Genomic DNA, 21,992 nt, shown 5'->3' with positions numbered 1-21,992 from the left:
ACTTATATGTTAAGGGTCGTTTAAATTTCTAAACTACCATTTAGAATTTTTTTCAAAGCCTAAATTAATCAATTCTTTGCCTGCAATAGCTTTAAAAGTCATCTTTTTTATAAGATTCCACTTTTCCCATTTATTAGAAAATTTAAATTTTGATTTATCTGAATCTGGTTTCCAATTAGGCTTTACCATTTTTTTAGATGACACTCCAAATGAACTCCCAACCACAGGCGCTTTTAGGCAGTTGTCTAAAATATCTTCATTCACATCTAGATCATAATGAGAGAGCAAGTTAGATATTTCTGTTTTTGAATCATTAAGCATTTCATACTTAAACACTTTAACCTGACTATCTTCAGTAATAGAGGCAATTTGCCTAGCTGTTTTAACCCATTGTTTTGCATGATTTATAAATGATCTTCCTAAGAAGAAATTAATTCGCTTTTTCAGTTTTATACTTAGGTTATGCCAGTCTCGTTTATCATTTGAAGCTCGTACTGAAGAAATCACATTATCTCTCCCATCTCTACAAATTACAGCTATTTTTGAATCAGGAAATGCTAATTTCCATAAGTCGATATGTACTACACTAGGTGATTTTATAAAAATAGTCTTATCACTTTCAATTTTGTATTTATCAATAAGTAGTGATACCCAGGCCTGACCATAATTTTCTATAAATCTGGATTTATCTTCGCTAGTAAATTCCATTCCAAAACTATCTCTAGCAATCTTATCATAGACTTCTCTTGTAACCGTATCGGTATAAAATAGATTAAATTCTCCCAATGATATATCTTTTGGAAGTGTTGACACATGAGGATGCTGAGCAATAGTGGAACCGACAAAATTCGTCCCACTCCTAACCCGTTGTCCAAGAAGAATAATAATTTTATTCATAGAATTCCAAAAATTCTGTCTGTTGCTTTTCTAGATTGAATTGTTCTGCAACACGCTTTTGAGCATTAGTTCGCATGTGTTGCTTCATTTCATTAGGTAAAAGTAAGAGATTTTTAATTGCTTTAGCTAACAATTGTGGTTGACGTTTTGGAACAACAATACCTGTTTTTTCATGTATGACGTTTTCTTTCAAACCGTCAGCATCTGAAACAACACATAATAGTCCCATTGCTTGTGCTTCTAACACAGCATTACAAAACCCTTCAGAATCACTGTATTGTATATACACACTTGCCTCAGACAAATACGTAATAACATCTTCGGGTGTTTTCTGTCCAACAAATCGAACCCGGTCTTCAAGTTGAAGTTGATAAACCGCAAACTTTAGTTGTTCTAATTCCTGTCCTTCGCCAATAATAGTATATTGAAAATCAACACCTTCCTTTTTTAATAACGACAATGCCTCTAAGGTATAGTCTAAACCTTTTATCCAGTGCAATCTAGCAATCGTTACAAACTTAAAATCATCTCTTATAACATCACTTGTTACCTCGAACTTTGAGTGATCTATAGCTGGTGTAATAATTTGAAAAGGCACGGCTTTTGAAAGTCCTGATGCTATAGCCTTTCTATAAGTGTAGTTTGATATAGCATGTAATTTATCTGTAGATTCCCATAATACTTTATAACAATTGGGATGCTTTATAGGAAATACATCAACATCAAAACCTCTTACACTTACAGCAGATTTTGCGTTAATTGTCTTAGCGACACTTTCACTTTGTATAGCCATCGTAGCAAAACCAAAATGCAGCCAATCCACATGTGATGTAATGATGTGCGCATTGGTATACAAATTCTTTAGCCATTGTATAGTCGATCGATTTCGTTTTTTTTCTAAGGAAATAAATGTAGATACACGATTAAAAAAAGGCAACAGTTTTAGTAGTACATAACCATATAAAACCACTTGTAAAGCTCTATTTTTTGAAACTTTAGGAGCACAAATTACTTTACATAAATTATAAGCATCAGGGTTTTCTTGAACAAATAAAACAACCTTGTATCCCGATTGTTGCAACCCCTTAATTTTAGAATTAAAAAAGGTTTCAGAATACTTAGGCGGTTTAGACAAGACAATTCCAATGGTCATCTATCAAATACTATTTAAAAGTAGAATGAATTATAAGTTAATGGCATTAATAACACCACAATACATCAAATATACACACCCGAAAGCTTATAAAAAATTGTTTTAATTAGAAATATAGATTTGCTAAAACTGAAAATAGATAAACTCTTGTTCTTTACCACCATATAAGAAAATGAGAACTACTATTATCAAATATGTGATCCATCTTAATACTCGAGGATAGTTCAACCATAATCGCTCTATTGCATAGAGTTGTCGTCGCCCTGACCATTCTATAACCAAGAAAAAACCAATAAAAATTATTAGATATAAAGGTCTAACTTCAGGAAGCGTAAAGAGTGATTTATTAGCCATCAAATTCAAATAATCAAATGCCTCCGTTATATTTTTTGCTCTAAAAAACACCCAAGCCAGAACAGTTAAAATAAAAGTCGTGAGCATTAAAACAAACTCTTTAAAGCTTGGTAATAATCGGTTTTGTGCTACAATATCTGTATGCACTCTATTTCTTTTGAGTAAAAAAACAGGAAGAAAATATAAGGCATTTAAAAGTCCCCATACTATAAAAGTCCAATTCGCACCATGCCAAAAACCACTAATAACAAAAATTATAAATACATTTCGTATTTGCAATATTTTAGAACCTCTTGATCCACCTAAAGGAATATAGAGATAATCTCTAAACCATGTTGATAGTGAAATGTGCCAACGTCTCCAGAACTCTGCAATATCCCTTGAAAAATAAGGGAATGCGAAGTTTTGTTTCAAATTGAACCCAAATAACCTTGAGGTACCAATGGCAATATCTGAATACCCAGAAAAATCACCATAGATTTGAAAGGCGAAAAATACGGCTCCAACAAATAGTGTACTTCCAGAGTAGCTAGTATGATTATCAAAGATCATATTAGCATAGGTTGCACAATTATCTGCAATGACCACTTTTTTCGTTAATCCCCAAAGAATTTGCCGCAATCCATCAACAGCTTTGTTATACTCAAACTGTCGTTGTTTAAAGAACTGTGGCAATAAATTTGTAGCACGCTCTATAGGACCTGCAACCAACTGTGGAAAAAAGCTCACAAAAGCTGCAAAAGCGACAATATCATTGGTTGGTTCTAATTTCTTCTTATAAACATCGATTGTATAACTCAATGTTTGAAATGTATAAAAACTAATACCAACAGGTAAAATAATATTAAGTGAATTGGACTTAATTTCTTGTCCGAAAAAAGCAAAAACACTAGTGAAATTATCTATAAAGAAATTGTAGTATTTAAAGAAACCTAAGAAGCCAATATTTACAGCAATACTGATCCAGAGTAGCCACTTTCTTTTAGAAGGTTGTGTTTGGGTTTTTAATAGTTTCCCTATAGAAAAATCAACTAAAGTGCTAAAAACAATTAAGGCTAAAAATCGATAATCCCAGCATCCATAAAACACATAGCTGGCAACAACAATCAATACATTTTGATACTTTAGATTTTTCTGAGTAACAAACCAATAGAGCACAAATACTATTGGTAGAAATACAGCAAAATCTATAGAATTAAATAACATCTAATCAATTTTTAAAATAGCTTTAAATAAGTCTTCATGCATATCCATAAAAATCTTTACCGATAGATTTTGCTCTACATAACTGCGCATATCTTTGGCCAGTTGATCTCTATTGCTTTGAGACATGTCTCTAAAGGTTTTAATTTTATGCGATAGATCATCGACATTACTTGGTTCAAACTGACAATTTGGGAATGCTTTCAGCACTTCTCTCACACCTGTTATATCAGATCCTAAAACAATTCTACCGCTAGCCATGGCTTCCATAGGTGCAATTGGTAAGCCCTCACGTCTTCCCTCGTCTTTTGTTGGTATCACAAAAAGATTGGCCACAGCCAAAAAGGGTCTAACGTCGAGATGTTTTCCGAGGAAAAATATATGATCATGATCCTTATAATCTGAAATTAGCTGAGCTCCATAATCGTTATTGGCATCACCAACTATTAAAACTTTAACCGACGAATCATCGAGTTGATTCACGGCGTCCAACAAAATTTCGATCCCTTTAACCGGAACTAAGTTTGCAACAGACACAATAATAAAATCGTCTTCATTAAACTGCTGTCCTGTAGGTACAGTGTATGTTTTATTTAGAGGTGTAAAACGATTAATATCTACTGCAAGAGGAATTTGAACAACCTTGTCTTCCATACCAGTAAAAAAAGCAGATTTCATCTCTTCGTTGACCACCACTACTTTGGTGCTTAATTTAGAGCGCCAAGTCCATGCTTTATTTCCCCAACCCATTGCTTTTTTAGAATAGATATAAGGTATTTTAGCAAGTTTTGCCGCTAGAGGCTCTGAAAAATCTGAACTCCAATGCCATGAATAGATTAAATCAAATTTATGGGTCTTAAAAAACTTCACAATTTTAAAAACTCGAAACGGAAATGTAAGGAATGGCCTATAATTTTCAGTAAAATTAAACAGATGAATTTTGACATCTAATGCTTTCAGTGCTTCAAATAATTCACCTCTGTCATGAAAACAGCACACATGAGGTTCAAATATTGAACGATCTATTCGGTTTACAATATCATATACAGATTTACCGCTTCCCGCCGTATCAAAATTTGGTATTGTAAGTAATAATTTGACTTTTTTATTCATTTTAATAGGTCTGTTTAAACTTTGAAAGCACTAGTAATATATTTAATGGGTGTGCATTTTCTAACGAGTTTCCGTTGTAAAAACCATTTAAATATGCTTCACTAACCGATTTAGACACTAATTGGTTGAATGCATCATTTAACATATAACTCGATAGCATCTCTTTATTAGCATCTCCTAAAAATTGTAATTCCCAATTGCGTTGAACATAATCATTTCCAAAGATACTTTGCAGCACTCGTTCAGATTTATTGATCAATTTATAGGGCAAATTATAAGGCATTTTATTCTTATGGTAATTATACAAATTAAATGGTCTTTGGTCTTGCCATTCAATCTTAGCTAATTCTGGCGATGTATTTTTAATATAGGCAATTTGCAACTGTCTATCTTTTAAAAACGCTTCGGGCACTGTACAAATAAATTGACACATCCTATCATCAAAATAAGGCAATGTAATTGGATGATGTGCCTCAAAAACACTTAAATTAATAGATGTCCATCTTGGTGCCCAATACAAAGATTTAAATGCTCTCAACTTAGCATTAGTATCATCAATATTAATCCCATTTAAAAGCGTTTCTATTCTTGTTTTAAAATACGTTTTGAAATCGCCTTCTAATGCCCACAAGTTCCATAGTGTTTCTGCAAATTTTAATCCGCCACGTTTGATTAACTTTTTAGATATCACATCGATTTCTTCATCATTAGACAACTGAGGTAAATTCATAGAATCAAATAACACATCGCCCCAATGCCCTAAGGAAAATACAGTTCCCATATCGGAATACGCATTAAAAATACCCATCTGACGCGGTGTTGTAAAATCTGAATACCCTTTATTGAGTTCAAAAAGTTGATCTATAGAATTCCATAAATAACCTCTTGATATGTCGAAGTCGCGATACTTGAATTGAGATGCCTTAGCTATCTTTTTGGCTATCGCTGTTTCGTTGTAGCCATTCTGAAATTTATAACTGTAAGACATTACATCTGCTCCAATTTGCTTGAGAGCTACAGCCTGTGTTCTACTATCTAAGCCTCCTGAAAGTGGTAAAATAACGCGTTCACCTTTAGTTTGCTCTAGAATGATCAACTCTAGTAACGCAGCAAACTCTTGCTCTGCCTGCTTAAAAGACATATCGCGAGGTGAATAATGCCATTCAAACCATGGTTTAGAATTAACACGGTTCCCTTTATCGTTTATAGAATGTATGGAGGCTGGGCCTAATACAAGTTCATTTTTCCAATATGTATCCTCATCTAAAAAAAAACCTATAGCCGCAAAAACACAAATAGCCTCAAGATTTAATTCACGAGGTTTATTAACCTTAGCAAAGGTTTGTGATTTTGGTATGATGGTCGTTTTTAACTCCATTAGTTAGGTTGCAACAATATAAATCATTTTAGTACAGATTGATACAATTCTTCAAATTTTTGGATACTATCTAACGCTTGAAAATGATGCTTTACAAAATCGTGCGCATTTTGAGTGATTTCTTTTAGTTGGCCTTCCGAAGATTGTGAGACTTCAATAATTGAATTTGCAATTGCTTCAGCATCTCGAACTGGGATAAGCCAACCATTGGTATTTGGTTTTACTACCTCAGCCATTCCGCCACAATGTGTTGCTATCACAGGTAACCCAATAGCCATAGCCTCCAAAACAACATTAGCAATACCCTCTTCTAAACTAGATAGTAATTGAACATTAAAGGTCTTCATGAGCTTAAATAAATCGGCCTGTGGTAAACCTTTTAAAATGGTCACGTGGTTTATTAATTCTAGCTGATGTATTTGAAAAAGCACAGCCTCAGATACTGGGTTTGAAGCAATAAATGTCAAATGAAAATCAAAACCTTTATCTTTTAGGATTTTGCATGCATCTAAGGCATATTTATAACCTTTTTTCCAATGAAATCGTCCTACAACACATATGTTAAAAACAGCTGATTCTGGTATTTTATATGTTGAAAAATGCTCAAACGTAGATGCAGGAATAGGCGAATGCACGACTTTAATTTTAGTCGCTTCGGCATTATAACGTTGTGCCTCAATCGAAATCGCCTCTGAAACAGCATGAAAGGCATCTACTTTAGGAAAATTAATCTGATAGCTCTTTGCCAGTGTCTCATTTGCAATTGGTGAATAATTGATATGAGCACCACGTAAACTAAGTACTAGTTTAACATTCAATGTTTCTTTTAGAAATACCCAATGTTCTAAATCTTTAGCCCATTGTATATGAAAAACATCAGGTTTGTAAAGTATAACAGGTAAAACTCTCACCAAAGTTCTACGTTTATTATAAGTACCTTTTTGTTTTTTTACTTCAGAAAACAGAACACTAAGACGTTTTGGATAACGAAACATCAGTATCAAAAACCGATAACATGATACCACAAAACTTTTAAATTTACTCTTGGAGTTAGAATAGGTTTTTATACGATTGGAATGGTATGTTTTAGGTTTTTGAAGTGTTCCAAATAATAACACGTCATGAGAATTGGCAATACCTTCAATTAAATGCTCAATAAAAGTTGTACTGGGAATGACTCCCGAAAAAACAGCTATTCTCATACTAGTTGTTGACTAATTGCCCATTTCTGCCAAGCGTAGATATGCCAAACTCCCCAGGCAGACTCATGTTTGTTATTGTAGAAATCTTCAATATATTTTTTCACTGCCTGTAAATTAACAATTTCTGCTCCATAAAAAGGTGTTTCAAAGATCACTTTTTCAACATCTTTCTTTAACTCATGTCGCAGCCATGAATTAATTGGCACAGAGAACCCTTTCTTTTGTTTATTAATAAGCGATTTTGGATAATGAGATTCCATTACCAATTTTAATGGTCGCTTTAAATCCTCTTCATTCTCAAAATTTTCAGGAAGATAATGTATGGCTGTATCTATAACCTCTTTATCTAAAAAAGGAACTCTAACCTCTAAACTATTTGCCATACTCATTCTATCTACTTTTATCAATACGCGCTGCATATGTGCATAAAACTCGTTATATCGTAACCAACTTAATGTGTTTGAATGATTTGAAACAGTATACAGTTTATGCATTTCCTTAGACAATTTTTGGTCTTTAAAAAACCCATTCAGTTTATCTTTAAAAATGTAAGTATGCTTTTCTTTAACCCATTCATCTATAGTTTTAAAATGGTATGGCGCCCAAGAATTAGTAATCTTCAATCGATTGGTTAAACGTATTAGAGGTCTACGTAGTGCAAATGGTATTTTAAACCAATGCGCTTTATGCATGACATCTAACATTCTTGGGTAACCAAAAAACAATTCATCTCCTCCATCACCAGATAACATAACTGTATGTGTTTCTCTGGCCTTTTTTGAAATTAAATACGTTGGAATACTGGAATAATCACCAAAAGGCTCAGGAAATTTGCTAAAGTGTTCATCAATTAAGTTGACTAACTCTTCAGTTTTAACATGCTCGACCTTGTGATTAACGTTTATATGTTTGGCATAGGCCATTGCATCGTCACTTTCGTCAAGTTGCTCATCTTCTACTGAAACTGTAAAGGCTTCTATATTTGGATGTTCTTGTTTGGCGATAGCCGTAATTAACGGACTATCAACACCTCCACTTAAAAAAGTAGCCAAAGGCACATCGCTCATTAATTGCCTTTTTACCGCTTTATTAATTTTAGTTTTTAAATCGTCGACAATAGTATCAGACTGCCTTGAAGCTGGCTTTATGCCATTAAACACACTGTATTGCTTCTCTTCTATTGATTGATCTGAATTGATCTGAATATACGCTCCAGGATTAACTTGAAATATAGTGTCATAGATTGTATTAGGTGATTGCATATAACCAAATCCAAAATACTCCTTAACTAATTCTGGACGCAATTGTAAGTGATCTTTAAACCACATGTGCTTAAACACTTGATCAAATTGGGATGCGGCAACTATGCCTTTGCTGGACACACCATAGAATAAAGGCTTAATTCCGGCGAAATCTCTTATTAAATAAATGCTTCCTGTTTGCAAATCTTTTATAGCAATAGCAAACATACCATTAAGTTCTGTTATGGTTTGTTCTACACCTATTTTGTCTAATAGATGTACCAATACTTCAGAATCTGATGTAGATCTTAAGTTGGAAAGCTCATATCTAATTTCTAAATCTTTGTAGTTATATAGTTCTCCATTAAAGACAACATGATAACGATTTGACGGACTCTGCTTAGGCTGATTTCCGTTAGGAGATAAATCTAATATAGCGAGTCTGTTAAACCCTAATTGATAATTAGAGCCTTTTTCAATTTGAGTTGCATCAGGACCTCTGTGTTTAGATAGGCTTAACAGCTGTTGAAAATGTGCAGCTTCAGATACCGATGTTGTTCCAAAAGTAAATTCTGCTAGAAAGCCACACATAGAGTTTTATTTTTTTTCAAAAATAGCCAATATAGTCGAAGAGAACTGTTTTGATGGGTATTTATTCACCCATTTATTTGCTATTTTTTTAAAGAATAAGCGATGTAATTTATAGATAACCTTTTGTACGATATTCAATTCTTGATGGACTGCATGTGGAAATCCCCCAAAATAAGTGAGCTCTTTAATTTTTAGATTATGCCTAGCAGCAAAATCTTTAAAAACGTCTAAGGACATACATTTTAAATTATGAATCGCTAGATTTTTAGGATCTACAAGTTGTTTATATAGCTTAATATAGCCTTTCATATTAGGTATCATGATGAGCATCTTCCCATGATTATTAAGATAGCTTACATGATTATCAAGTATACTGTTGAAATCTTCAAAATGCTCAATAAAGCCATTGGAAATTACATAATCATACGTTTTTAGTGTCTCATATGTTGTAAAATCTTTTTGAAGAATATCATAATCATTAACATCCAATACATTAAAACTAGCCTCTATTTGTTTTGCATCAGAATTATAGTCTAAGCACGTAGGTTTCACATTGTATTTTGATGCTAAATAGGCTAGATAACGTCCAGGAAAGCCTCCAATCTCTATTAAGTCTTTACCTTCAGGTTTATCACCAAAAAGCAAATCCCAATAGGTATCGTATTGAGAGCAAACATTTATAATTTGTTGTTTCGATACATTATTACGTTTGTAATATGCTTCCCAATATGCTTGTGTTGTGAGTTTATCATCCATAGTTTAAATGAGATTCATCATAACCATTTAATGGTTTAAAATAAGAAATCTTCAGTCATTTTAGACACTTTTTCCCAAGTATAGGATTGTGCCAATTCTATATGTTTTTTTGAAACGTCGTTTAAAAAATTATCATCGGTAAATAATCTCGAAATATAATGTACTGAAGCTTCTATATCGTTCGTCTCAAAAAGCTGTATCCCACTCTCTTCAGTTATGTATTCTTTCACTGCTCCAACATTATTCATTACTAAAGGACAACCTGTAGCCAAAGCTTCTAAGATCACATTAGAGGCTGTACACTCTTTAAACGACATCAGTACCGCCTTAGATGTTTGATAAAAATCGAGCAGTTCAACATCGTTAATATTACGTGTTATGATTTCGGCGTTTTCGATATGCTCATACAATTTGGCATGTTCTTCAAACATCACAATAATAAACCTTAGGTCTAAAACCTCATTGACCCTATTGATTATTTTTAAATTTCTATCGTGATCACGATGTGATATACCAAAGATAAAAATCTGGTCTTTTCGCTCACCTTCTCGAGCTGGTGGTCTAAAATAGCTAGTATCAATACCATGTGGAATGAACTTTATTTCGGCATTGGTATATTGTTTCAAAAACGGAATTTGATTAGATCCCATGACAATAATTTTATCCAAAGCTCCAAGTACTTCTTTTCGATTGTATTGCAACCTGTTTTCAAGTTCATATGGTGGATGGTGAAATGTTGCTGAGAGTATATTTTTTTTAGAACCAAATGGAAATTTCTTCAACAATTTAAGATAATAATAATCCATTTCGCCATAGATAATATGCACTCTTCTTGTCGTAAATGCCTTCAAGAGTATTTTAAACTCTTTCGTTATATTTTCACCTTTATAATTAACCAGATTAGTCTTCTTTACAAAGTAGCGTCTAATTCTATAAGGCAAGTTATTATGTCGTACTAAACTAAAATCAACACTCAAAAAGTTAATGATTTTTTGATACCCAGAGTACTTTCCAGATCTGGCCCAATCTTTAGAGATGATATAAATTTTAGACATTTACAATGATACTAATTAATGAGCATTTCATATTTGTATTTCAGAAAAATAATAAAAAAGCGAAGTGATAATTTTTCATTAAGCGTTTTACGATGCATAATTTTATAAAATCGTCTTTTAATATAAGGTTTTACTAAGTGTTTAATCGTTCCATTTTCAATTGTATTCACGTATTTTATAAATCGAATATGCTCAACCAAGTACTTATGAAAATACCTCATGCTCTTAGTTGTTAGATTTGACAAACCAAACTGCCTAAAATAGCTTGTAGTATCGATATTTTCGGTGATATTAAGCGTATTAAAAAATTCAAAATAGAACACTAAATCACCAATCAAATTATACTCGGAAAATGTAGATGCTTCGAGTTTTGCCTTATCAATAGTTTTAAACATGGCTGTACTTACATTCGAAATTGGACAATTTACAAAGTGCTCTGCTGTAATTGTGAGTTGTGAATCATTAACCACTATTGGATGCTCTAAAGCCTTATTTGTTTTACCTTCTTTTGATATGATTAATGTTTTTGCAACTGAAACATCGAATTTTTGAAGATGCTTCACATGTGTTTCTATAAAATCCAACTCACAAGAATCATCACTTTCGGCAATCCATATATAATCACCTGTAGCTAGATGAAGCCCTTTTTTCCATTGTAAAAAAGGAGATCCTGAATTGTTTTCATTGATAATAAAATGAGATACTTTTTCATGTGACGCATAGCGATTTAACACCTCAAGGCTGTTATCTGTTGAGGCATCATCTAGAATAATAAGCTCAATGTTCTGATATGTTTGATTAACGATACTATCTAGCCTCTCTTCTAAATAATCTGCATGGTTGTAGTTGGGTAAGATTACAGAGACTTTCATCTATTTTCTTAGAAGTTTATTAGTATTGATGATATCGTAATAAGTAAACGGTACCCAAGCTTTTCCATCCTCTTTCTTTTTATTCTGAAATGTATACTCAAGTTTAAGAATATCTTGCTGGTATAAATCTTCAAATAATTGCTTCCGTTTTGCGCTAAAAAAGTAGGAATAATGTAACTTATCTTTTGTTTTAATATTCTCATGAAAATCAAATACCTCACCAGCTTTTATAAGCTTTAGTATTTTTTCCATGTCTGCAGAAAACGTTTCAAAATTACCAATGAAATCCATTTTATACTGATCATCATTAAAAAAATCTGTTTGTGGTCTTAAATGATCACCTCTGTAATCAAAGTTGGTATCATCACTTAAAATACTCGAAAAGCTTCCAGATTTATTGAGGTAGTTTATAAATGTATCATTGATCTTCGCTGTTTTTCTTATCCATAAATAATCTGAATACACACGATCCCACGGATTTCTAATAAAGGTAAATTTAAAATACGTGTTCCATTGCTCTGGCGTAATCAAATTTAATTCAACCAGCTGTTTCGACGTAGCATGCTGCATATGAATTTTTCTATCAGGACACCAACCATAGTGGATATCATAATTTGGTGTTCTGAAATCAAATTTCACATCTGGATTAAAAAATTTATAGACGCTAGTTCCAGCGCATTTTGGAATGTGAATAAAAATGATTTTATGCTTGTGGTCTATCATCTACTGTCTTCAAAAATTTTAAATTATGGATTGAACTGATTATCAATATATGCTGAGAATTTTATAGCGCCTTGACTATTTAAATGCTCTAAATCTGCAAAATCTGTATCTTCTAAAGGAAAATCTATAAAATCTAAAAATTCTACATCCTTAAAATACTCTAATCGTATGCGTTGAAAGGTGTCTTCATTTTTGCGATCATTGTTCTTGCGATGAAGCGGACTCCTAATCAAAGTGATCTTTTTCTCTTTTTCCTTACAATAATCGATTAGCTTCTTTAAATATAAAACATTATGAACTGAAATAGAATCCTTTGAAGTCGTGATCGCTAATTCTATTTCGCTCTCAGTAATTTTATCTAAATCTAATTGGTGATCAAGAGCTTTGTATCCTCCAATGATCTTGGTATGATCATTTTTGTTATTGATTAATTTGAGTAGGTTTTTATTGGTTGCTACGGAAACCACATTCATATAACCACGAAAATTATGAGTTAATAATAAACGTTGCTCTTTCAGCGTCATAAAAGGAGCATATTTAGGGTATTTATCTGATAAGTAATTATCACCCCAAATCCAATCGTTCTTATTTAACTTGATTTGATCGTTTGTAAACTCCACATAAATATGTTCTATAGTTGGATTATCTTTAATTAATTGTCTTGCTTTGATAAATGTATAGAGATAAGACTCTCCTGATTGCGCATAATTTGATGTATTCTTTATGTAATCATCATTATACGCACACTCTGCATGCGAATGGCCTAACACAATTGAACTACTGACTTTATCAATTTTAAAACTCGCATTTTTATTAACTAAATTATTAATGAGCGCTATAGTACCAACGATAGTTACCACCGCAATCAGTAAGAATAATATTAGTTTATTTACAAATGTCTTCATTACTATTTAAAACTTCATAAAGCGTTTAATTCTCATGAAAATATACTTTATAAAATAAAAATCTTGATATAAGATAAAATAATATATGCCATAGAAAAAGATATTAAGTTTAGTATGGTGACCAAGTTCTACTTTACGATGTACTTTTAAAGCCCTTTTATAATCGCTATCCTTAACAATATTTGGAAATTCGTCTCGAAAATCCATCAACAGTCGCCTAGTAGTTTCATGCTGAAGGCTTTTGTTTCTTGTTACAGAATCATTATTAGCATCTCTACTCATGACGACTAAAACCTCATGAATACCATAAATATTAGAAACCAGCGAAAACCTCATGATAAAATCCCAATCAATGTTCATATTAGGATACTTATCGGTAAATTTTAAATTGTGTTCCTCATGAACAGATTTTCGCCACATCATACAAGTATTGACGACTTTAAGCTGATACTTATACAAGAGTAAGAACAACTCTTCCCCTTTAGGAAATTGCTTTTTATCGATGAGTATTCCAGGAAAGAAAAAGCTCCCATCCTTACTTTTATACTCAACAATACCAGATACTAAGCCAACGTCTTCTTTTTCATCCAAAACAACAATTTGCCACTGCAAACGTTCTGGCACATAATAGTCGTCCTGCTCTGCCATTGCAAAATATTTTGAACTTGGATGAGCATGCTTGATAATAGCATTTAGATTTGGTCCTAGTCCAAGGTTCTTAGGGTTTTCAAAAATTTTGATACGTTTGTCACCAAAGCTTTCTGCAATAGTTTTAGAACCGTCTTTTGTACCATCAATACCGATTAGGACTTCAAAATTAGTAAAGGTTTGATTGAGCAGGCTATCCAGAGTTGCCTTTAATGTGTTTTCACCATTATAGACAGGTAAAATAATACTTATGTATGGCTCTTTGTGTTCCAATTTAAAATTTAAAAAAGCGTGTGATTGGTTTCAGTAAAACGTGTAATGCATTTTTTTTGCTATTTACAAGTACTCTAAGTTCATCATTTTCTTTCAAGCCTTGAGACATAAATTCTTTAAATGATCCCAACTGATTCACAAAGAAATCGGCATGTTTAATACTCACATATCTGTAGAGTTCCATTTTATCATCAACAGCGATGTCTTTGATCATTGAGTTTTCTTTAATTCTATAGAAAAAACACACCTTATCGATCTTAAAGACTTCACCACCAAACTTTAAAATATGTATCCAAAACTCCCAGTCTTCTAAACCTCCTTTCATATGTTCGTCATAACCACCAACATGCTCCCAATCTTCCTTTTTGAATACTGCCGAACAAAATATAACATTGCTTTTTGCTAAATTAAAAAGAGAAAAAGGTCTTAAATTCCATGTTTTATTTTCTAGACCAAACTTCTCTGCATTACTGTAAACAACCTTTAATGCTTGATCTTTTTTAAAGGCCTTAATCGCCAGGTCTAGGTAGTCACCACCAATTTTATCATCGGCATCCAAAGGCAAGATATACTCGCCTTTCGCGTGGCTTATCCCAAAATTTCTAGCACCAGAAAGTCCTTTGTTGTCTTGTTTTAAATAGAAAAATCGCTGGTCTTTTTCAACCCAAACCTTAGCGACCTCTTCAGTATGGTCTGGAGAGTCATCATTAATAATAATACATTCCCAATTTGTATAGCTTTGATCTAAAACTGACTGCAAGGCATCATCTAAATATTGCGCCTGATTATAACATGGCACGACTACAGAAACTAATATGTTTTGATTACTACTCATTGGTTAACAACGCTCTGTAAGCTTTATTAAATTGACGAATTCCAAAGTTTGATGTTGCATAATCTAAGGCATTGGAATGCAATTCTTTTTTAAGCTCAGAATCGTTTGATAAAACTACTATTTTTTCTGCTATTGTCCTTACTATTTGGTCTGGATCTGTTTCAGTTATTAACATCCCATTTTCATTGGTTTTAATGTGCTCACTAATACTTCCAACATTAGTTGCCATTACAATAACACCATAGCTCATAGCTTCCATGATAACCAATGGAAAACCTTCTCTATAAGACGTGATCACTAAAATGTCAATGCTTTTATAAAAATCTGAAATTGCGCTTGTTTCAGAAAGTTCTCCCAAATACTCCACATTAGAATTTTCTATTTGAGCTTTATGAGGTTCGAGAGCCGTTCCTGCCATTTTAAAATTGATAGTTCTATGTTCATCATTAAGGAGCTTGGCCACATCTAAAAACAATTGTGGTCTTTTTTCTTTTGACCACCTTCCGAAGAAACCAACAGTTAAATCAGAAGTCTTATTCCTATTCATACCATTCGTTTCAATATCTATTCCATTAGGAATACATAGGATATGATCTCGTCGGTCTTTAGGCATATTATGTTCTACATATTGCTGTTCAAAATCTTTCTTTGTTTTGGCATTAATAACGATTCTATAATCCAAGTAATCAACAAAAGGTATGCTGAATTGCTCTAGCCCGTAATCTGGTGTTGAAAACGCATGCGTAAGATCTATTCTTTTTACGTTTGTATTTACATGAGGCAAGAATTGATAATAAAACTCCGTATTACAACCAAAAACCGATATTAATTGCGAGCTCTCATTGAGTAAGCGTTTTAATTTTTTAATGAATAAAGTCTTGATATATCCATCGTGACGAACAAATTGAAAAACATCTGCACAACGCGATACTTGATTAAATTTGTTTAAGAGCGTGGCGCTTTTTGATTGCTTTGTAAATAGCATGTAGCTCTTAGTCTCTTTTATGGACTTTACAATTTGTAAGTGTACATTTTCGGCACCTCCAATATGATAATACGGAAAAAAGAATACGACTTTAGCCTGTTTTATCTTTTTAGATTCAAACAGAAAAAAGTTTAATAATCGTATGAGTAGTATAACTTTTTTGATTGGTATAAAATTTAGTTATAAAACGTTTTTCGCCTTAACCTATTCCTAAATCGTTGAAAAAAATAATTATAAAATGAATAGCCGAGTAAATTATATTTGAGTTTCAAAGACTTTGAAAACGATAAAATCTCCTGTTTTCTAAACAATTTTATAAGATCTAAAGATTCTTTTAACCGACTCGTTTTTAACGGCAAATAGAAACTTTTAAACCAAAGCAAAAGGTAATTCAATAAGTGCTTTTTATGATCAGATTTTTCGTGATCATCCAGAGTTTTACAAATATCTGGAATAAATAACTGCAAGCTTTTATAGACTTTGTCTTTGTATATTTTCTTATCCATTTCTGCAGGCACATAAACCGTATCATAATCTAGGTCATGACACACTTTAAATTTAACCTCATCTTGTATTAGAGCTCTAATCATTAACTCTGGATCGTTAAATCTTGGGTAACCTTCGGTATAACCCTTAAGCGTTTTAAGAAATGACCGTTTCCAAATAGGACACATAATTGACCATGCCAATTTAAAGGATAAAAAATCGATTAGGTATGAGTCGCTAGGTTCTATCTCTTTTTTGGTCACTTTACCATAACCTTTCATACCCATAGGGAAGACTAAAAAATCGTGATCTTGATGATTTTGTATTTGGTCTACACGCTGTTGTAAACAAAACGGCATTAAATAATCATCAGAATCTAAAAAGATCACATAATCACCATGCGCATGTTCAAGACCAATATTTCGGCATGTGGGAGCACCCTTTGGAGTTCTTTCTCTTTTGTAATAACTAATACGTTGATCTTTTTTGTGAAATTGCTCTAACAAGTTTAAAGAGTCATCTGTAGAACCATCATCTACCACTATACATTCCCAATTGCTATACGTTTGATCTATAATAGAATTCAAAGCCTTATCAATAATATGAACTCTGTTATATGTGGGAATTATAATGGAGACGGTTGGCGTCATATACTAATGTATTAAATATGTATGCAATATAATAAATTGAGACAGGTTTAAACCGCATTCTGCAATTTCAAATTACAGCTTATATCAACATTTAGGATAAGCATCAAAAGCTGTATAATTTTTAACACCAAAATGATCCAAAATATCTTGAATTCGTTGTAATTCATCTTGATCGAATTTTTCTAAAAATGATTCAATATGCAAATTGGCATCAGATTTTAAATCATTTTTGTCATACACAGTTCGGCTAGGCTTTTTAAAATCTATGGTTTCTAATTTGGTCATATCATAATTCAAATTCCAAGTTTCAAAAATATGACTTAGAGATGTTTTAGGATCTAAAATGAAGTTTTCATAATAAACAGAAAGCCATTGGTTACTATCATTGTGATTAATAATTTCAATATTATCAATACACCAAATGGCGACGTGTTGTTCTAATCGTGTCTGCAAACCGTTTATATAATCTACATGTAGATGATACCTATCGTTATTGAGTGTTTTCGGCATTGTGAAATTCATTAATTCCGAAGCATTATTAGAAAAAGATTTAATAACAGACAAAGCCGTTGGTATTGGATGTCGTAACAAGTAAATAGGCTTATACTCAAAATCGAATGTATTAACAAACCAAGGCAATAGATTATTAGCTCTTACAAATTTCGTGATAACATATTTTGCTGTAATAGCTTGTTTGAAGCCACAGTACCAAGTATTCCATTGGTTACTATTTTTAAATCGAAAAACACAATCAAAAAACCTTTTGTATGAAGAACTTTTAGAGTCTACAGGTATTAAAGGTTTTTCACCCAAAAAGAATGACACTGGCACGACGCCTTTTTGAACATGAAGCGGTTCCCAATTTACAATGGTATTAGGATAGGTATTTATTTGTTCCATGATCCAAGTACTTCCACTCCTAGGATAACTACATATGAGCATTGCCTTTTTAGTTCGGAAAGATTTCAACTTTAAAATAGTAGAAATCATTACAAAACGAAACGATTTAAACAACCTGTTTTTCTTAATCATTAGGATCTAATAGCTTTATCAATGCAGTTATTTAACACTGAAATATGTTTTTCCATACTAAAACTTTGATAGATTCTTTGCTTTCCTGAACGTCCAAGTTCATGAGCCCGAGCTTTATTTTCAATCAATGCTATCATATGATTTGCCATTGCCTGAACATCATGTTCTTCACATAACAAACCTGTTTCATTGTGAATAATGACATCTTTTATACCTGTATGTCGCGTTGACACTACAGGCAAACCTGCAATACTTGCCTCTAATACTGATACTGGTGTTCCCTCTTGATCTCCATTTTCGGCAGTTATGGAATGTTGGACAAAGGCCAGCGACTCTGTCAATAAGCTTTTAAACTCTTCCGGTGAAATTACGCCTAAAAATTTTACACTATTCTCTAAGTTAAAAGCTTTCACTAAATTTTTACAAGTTTCTAATAATGGTCCACTACCTGCTAAAAGCAAAGTCGTTTTCTGGTATTGAGCTACAACCGATTTAAATGCCAAAATAGAATAATAAGGTGCTTTTTTATCTGTAAATCGTCCAACGGCTAAAAACTGTTGTTTGGTAAACAATGGATCTATATTGTAAAAGCTGTCGTCTGGAGCACAAGGATTATAAATAACTTTGTGCTCAGGGCATCCCATAGCTATGAGATTCTGTTTCATATCATTTGACACAGCAATAACATAATGAGATACTTGAAAAACGGTCTTATAAAAATCATTTGAGGCAATAACGCTTTTCATACTAGCATCGTAACCATGAAAATGTGTGATTAAAGGAATTTTCAAATACTCACATAGCTTAGCGACTCTAGTTGCCGTAGGTCCATACTGTGCGAGTACTAGTTGCACTTGATTTTGTTTTAGTGAACTTATGATCTTTTTTTCTTGTAAACTAAAATTGGAAGCACTTATTTTATTAGAAATACGATCAAAAACGGTAGAATTAATAGAAGTGACCTCTCCTTTATATTCAAAGTGTTTTGGTAATTTACCTCCATAATAAAAAAACACATCGCCATCTAATCTATCTTTTTGAGCTTTAATAAATGTCTCCGAATATAAATCCTTAGCTGGTGCAATGATGGCAATCTTACTCATTTTTTGAATTCGTTACTCAAATTAAACTATAGTTTTTAACTCAAGAAGGTGCTGTTTAACAATCTTTTCTTGAGCCTTCTTAATGTCTGAAATATTATTTAAATACGATGCATGATTCAAAAAAAAGTTGTCAACTTTTTCCATCCAAACCGGAAATTCTTCTTTAAAAGAAAAGCAAAAATCAGCAAGATTCATCGTATCATAAATGCCTAAAGTTTTATCTTCATATGCTATATTTAAAGCTGGAGTATTTGACAAAAGAGAAAGAATAGCACCATGTAATCGCATACCAATATATGCATCATAAGAACCAAATTGGCACACAAGCTCATTTAACTCAAATTTCTGATCATTTAAAACACATTTCTTCTGTTCTTCAGTATCTAATAAAGTAATGATTTGTTTTGCAAAAATAGAATCATCTTTATAATCTTTAACGCCTTGACAGGTGGATATGAAATGTAAATTATAGCCTTCTTTAATAAGATATTTACATAATAATAGAGCTTTGTCTTTAATGTGTTCACCTTCGTTTTCATAAGGCCACTCTCTAAAATTCAAAGCAATTTTATGTATTCCAGAATTTGTTTTCTTTTTCTCAGAAAACTCAGAATTTAAATAGAACGCCAAATCTGTACTCACAATAACATTGTCATCATCATAACCGATAGATTTTAAATGAGACAATGAATACTGTTCTCTAAGAATCACTTTATGGGCATTCTTAAAAAAATGAATTAGTTTAGAGTAATTTTGGGCATTCCAGAATGGCCCAACAGACTGAAAAAAAACGGCATAAGGTTTATTCAATTTTTCATTAATAAACTTTACAGTTTCTAATCGCTTATCAAAACCATAATGATCGTGAATATAACCTCCTGCGCTTAAAATTACAGCGTCAGATTCTTTTAAAATAGCATACACTCTTTTTTCTCGATTTGATGCCAGCAATCTGGACCAAAAGCTAGTATAAGGTAGAGCGAAAGTAGTATTAAAAAATTGTCTTACTTTCTTTTTAACTTTATGAAAGAATTGGTTTTCATCGGCATCTGCTTTAAGTAATGCATACTCCCAATCATAATCAAATTGAGTATAATCTATATAGTGCCTAGCTAGCTCTGGATTATCACTTAAGACTTTTATTTGCGGTGTATCGAAAATAGCATTTAATCCTTGTAATGTTGCATATAATAAAGCCTCATCGCCTCCATTAACAGGAACAGAATTTATAACGACTATTTTCTTTTTTTGCATTTTACACTATTAGTTAGACGACCAAGAATGGTCTACAAATACATTTATCTTTTCTAGTCTAGGTAACTTATTCGTGTTGAAGAAATCTCCATTAACCACTGAAAATCTTAAACATTCATTATGCTTTTCATGTTCATCTTTATTGTATTGTAAGACTATGTTTGTGTAGTAATTTCCTTGTATTAATGGATTCTTATCCAAGTGGCAAACAATTTCACCTTTAGCATTCATTTCAAGACTATTCATAAAGTCTTTACTGGATAAATGCATCACCTTTTCATCTTTTTTATTGTAAATCCCAATGAGCACATTAAAATCTCCTTTAGGTTTAGAGTTCATATTTATCTTGAAGCTTAGTGTGCTTCCAGTTAAAAAAGTTTTGTTCTCGCTTAAAACTTCAATGTCTTTTACATGAGTATTTTCATCTTTGCTTACATAATGCATAACATCATGATCTTCTTCACCTATAGAAAGATATGTATTAATGGCCTCATCTGTGTCGCCATTATAAACAATTTTTCCATGTTCTAATACAATTGTTCGAGAGCACAGACGTTTTACTGCAGCCATATTGTGACTTACAAAAAGAACCGTTCGACCGTCTCCTTGAGAAATATCTTGCATTTTACCTACAGCCTTCTTTTGAAACTCAGCATCTCCAACCGCTAAAACCTCATCGATTACCAAAATATCTGGTTCTAAAAATGCAGCTACAGCAAAGGCTAGTCGCACTCTCATACCAGAGCTATAACGCTTTACTGGTGTATCTACATAACGTTGACATCCTGAAAACTCAACGATTTCATCTAATTTGTTAGAAATTTCAGATTTATTCATTCCTAGAATAGCACCATTTAAAAAGATATTTTCTCTCCCTGTTAATTCGGGATGAAAACCTGTTCCTACTTCAAGCAATGAAGCAATTCGACCTCTAGTTTTGATCTCACCAATGGTTGGCGTTGTTACTCGAGATAATATTTTTAACAGTGTTGATTTGCCAGCTCCATTTTTTCCAATAATTCCAAGTACTTCTCCTTTTTCCACTTCAAAATCAACATCACGTAAGGCCCAAACATAATCACTTTCGGCTTTTGTACTTCTATCGTTACTATCACCTACTCTTAGGTATGGATCTTCTTTGCCTCTTAATTTATGCCACCAACGATTAAGATCATGGCTCAAAGTCCCAGTACCTATAAGACCAAGTCGGTATTGTTTTGAAATATTTGATGCCTTTAAAATAACACTCATAGTTTAGCTTATTCTAAGATTTTTGAACACTT

The 21,992-nt window shown here is 32.5% G+C and carries 20 protein-coding genes; all 20 read right to left on the bottom strand.

Annotation, left to right across the window (positions count from 1 at the left end; all coding sequences use genetic code 11):
* Positions 1–33 precede the first annotated feature (33 nt).
* The 20 genes from KWG70_RS11415 to KWG70_RS11320 all read right to left on the bottom strand — a co-directional run bounded on the left by KWG70_RS11415 (position 34) and on the right by KWG70_RS11320 (position 21,960).
* Positions 34–897 carry a sulfotransferase gene (locus KWG70_RS11415; protein WP_230936162.1) on the bottom strand — a complete coding sequence of 288 codons (864 nt, stop codon included), beginning with the start codon at positions 895–897 and terminating at the stop codon, positions 34–36.
* A complete protein-coding gene (locus tag KWG70_RS11410; protein WP_230936161.1) occupies positions 890–2,050 on the bottom strand; it encodes a glycosyltransferase family 4 protein in 1,161 nt (386 codons plus the stop codon). The genes KWG70_RS11415 and KWG70_RS11410 overlap by 8 nt, the downstream gene beginning before the upstream one ends.
* Positions 2,051–2,173: 123 nt before the next feature.
* On the bottom strand, positions 2,174–3,610 hold the full coding sequence (locus KWG70_RS11405) for an MBOAT family O-acyltransferase (RefSeq protein ID WP_230936160.1): 1,437 nt from the start codon (positions 3,608–3,610) through the stop codon (positions 2,174–2,176).
* A complete protein-coding gene (locus KWG70_RS11400; protein WP_230936159.1) occupies positions 3,611–4,720 on the bottom strand; it encodes a glycosyltransferase family 4 protein in 1,110 nt (369 codons plus the stop codon).
* A 1-nt stretch (position 4,721) separates the two neighbouring features.
* Complete coding sequence (locus KWG70_RS11395; protein ID WP_230936158.1) at positions 4,722–6,098, bottom strand: asparagine synthase-related protein; 1,377 nt, start codon at positions 6,096–6,098, stop codon at positions 4,722–4,724.
* 23 nt (positions 6,099–6,121) lie between these two features.
* The gene (locus KWG70_RS11390; RefSeq protein WP_230936157.1) at positions 6,122–7,300 is read right to left on the bottom strand and encodes a glycosyltransferase family 4 protein; all 1,179 of its coding nucleotides are present in this window, start codon (positions 7,298–7,300) and stop codon (positions 6,122–6,124) included.
* Positions 7,297–9,132 carry an asparagine synthase (glutamine-hydrolyzing) gene (gene asnB / locus KWG70_RS11385; RefSeq protein WP_230936156.1) on the bottom strand — a complete coding sequence of 612 codons (1,836 nt, stop codon included), beginning with the start codon at positions 9,130–9,132 and terminating at the stop codon, positions 7,297–7,299. The genes KWG70_RS11390 and asnB overlap by 4 nt, the downstream gene beginning before the upstream one ends.
* A gap of 6 nt (positions 9,133–9,138) precedes the next feature.
* A complete protein-coding gene (locus KWG70_RS11380) occupies positions 9,139–9,888 on the bottom strand; it encodes a class I SAM-dependent methyltransferase (protein WP_230936155.1) in 750 nt (249 codons plus the stop codon).
* A gap of 35 nt (positions 9,889–9,923) precedes the next feature.
* A complete protein-coding gene (locus KWG70_RS11375; protein ID WP_230936154.1) occupies positions 9,924–10,943 on the bottom strand; it encodes a glycosyltransferase family 4 protein in 1,020 nt (339 codons plus the stop codon).
* A gap of 11 nt (positions 10,944–10,954) precedes the next feature.
* The gene (locus KWG70_RS11370) at positions 10,955–11,815 is read right to left on the bottom strand and encodes a glycosyltransferase family 2 protein (RefSeq protein ID WP_230936153.1); all 861 of its coding nucleotides are present in this window, start codon (positions 11,813–11,815) and stop codon (positions 10,955–10,957) included.
* Positions 11,816–12,538, bottom strand: a complete 723-nt coding sequence (locus tag KWG70_RS11365; RefSeq protein ID WP_230936152.1) for a sulfotransferase family protein — start codon at positions 12,536–12,538, stop codon at positions 11,816–11,818. It lies immediately after the preceding gene.
* 23 nt (positions 12,539–12,561) lie between these two features.
* Positions 12,562–13,443, bottom strand: a complete 882-nt coding sequence (locus tag KWG70_RS11360; protein ID WP_230936151.1) for a hypothetical protein — start codon at positions 13,441–13,443, stop codon at positions 12,562–12,564.
* A 6-nt stretch (positions 13,444–13,449) separates the two neighbouring features.
* Positions 13,450–14,364, bottom strand: coding sequence for a glycosyltransferase family 2 protein (locus KWG70_RS11355; RefSeq protein WP_230936150.1), 915 nt, complete (start codon positions 14,362–14,364; stop codon positions 13,450–13,452).
* Between the two features lies 1 nt (position 14,365).
* Positions 14,366–15,199: a glycosyltransferase family 2 protein gene (locus KWG70_RS11350; protein WP_230936149.1), complete on the bottom strand. Its 834-nt coding sequence runs from the start codon at positions 15,197–15,199 to the stop codon at positions 14,366–14,368.
* The gene (locus KWG70_RS11345; RefSeq protein WP_230936148.1) at positions 15,192–16,184 is read right to left on the bottom strand and encodes a glycosyltransferase family 4 protein; all 993 of its coding nucleotides are present in this window, start codon (positions 16,182–16,184) and stop codon (positions 15,192–15,194) included. The genes KWG70_RS11350 and KWG70_RS11345 overlap by 8 nt, the downstream gene beginning before the upstream one ends.
* 176 nt (positions 16,185–16,360) lie before the next feature.
* The gene (locus tag KWG70_RS11340) at positions 16,361–17,320 is read right to left on the bottom strand and encodes a glycosyltransferase family 2 protein (protein ID WP_230936147.1); all 960 of its coding nucleotides are present in this window, start codon (positions 17,318–17,320) and stop codon (positions 16,361–16,363) included.
* Between the two features lie 84 nt (positions 17,321–17,404).
* Positions 17,405–18,310, bottom strand: a complete 906-nt coding sequence (locus KWG70_RS11335) for a sulfotransferase domain-containing protein (RefSeq protein WP_230936146.1) — start codon at positions 18,308–18,310, stop codon at positions 17,405–17,407.
* A gap of 41 nt (positions 18,311–18,351) precedes the next feature.
* Positions 18,352–19,455 (bottom strand): glycosyltransferase, encoded by a 1,104-nt coding sequence (locus KWG70_RS11330; RefSeq protein WP_230936145.1) that lies wholly within the window; start codon positions 19,453–19,455, stop codon positions 18,352–18,354.
* A gap of 21 nt (positions 19,456–19,476) precedes the next feature.
* The gene (locus KWG70_RS11325; RefSeq protein WP_230936144.1) at positions 19,477–20,709 is read right to left on the bottom strand and encodes a polysaccharide pyruvyl transferase family protein; all 1,233 of its coding nucleotides are present in this window, start codon (positions 20,707–20,709) and stop codon (positions 19,477–19,479) included.
* Positions 20,710–20,718: 9 nt separating this feature from the next.
* Positions 20,719–21,960 (bottom strand): ABC transporter ATP-binding protein, encoded by a 1,242-nt coding sequence (locus tag KWG70_RS11320; protein WP_230936143.1) that lies wholly within the window; start codon positions 21,958–21,960, stop codon positions 20,719–20,721.
* Positions 21,961–21,992: the final 32 nt, after the last annotated feature.

It is taken from the genome of Psychroserpens luteolus (genome assembly GCF_021032705.1).
In the GTDB taxonomy this organism is placed as follows: domain Bacteria; phylum Bacteroidota; class Bacteroidia; order Flavobacteriales; family Flavobacteriaceae; genus Psychroserpens; species Psychroserpens luteolus.
This window is presented reverse-complemented; position numbering and strand designations above follow the sequence as displayed.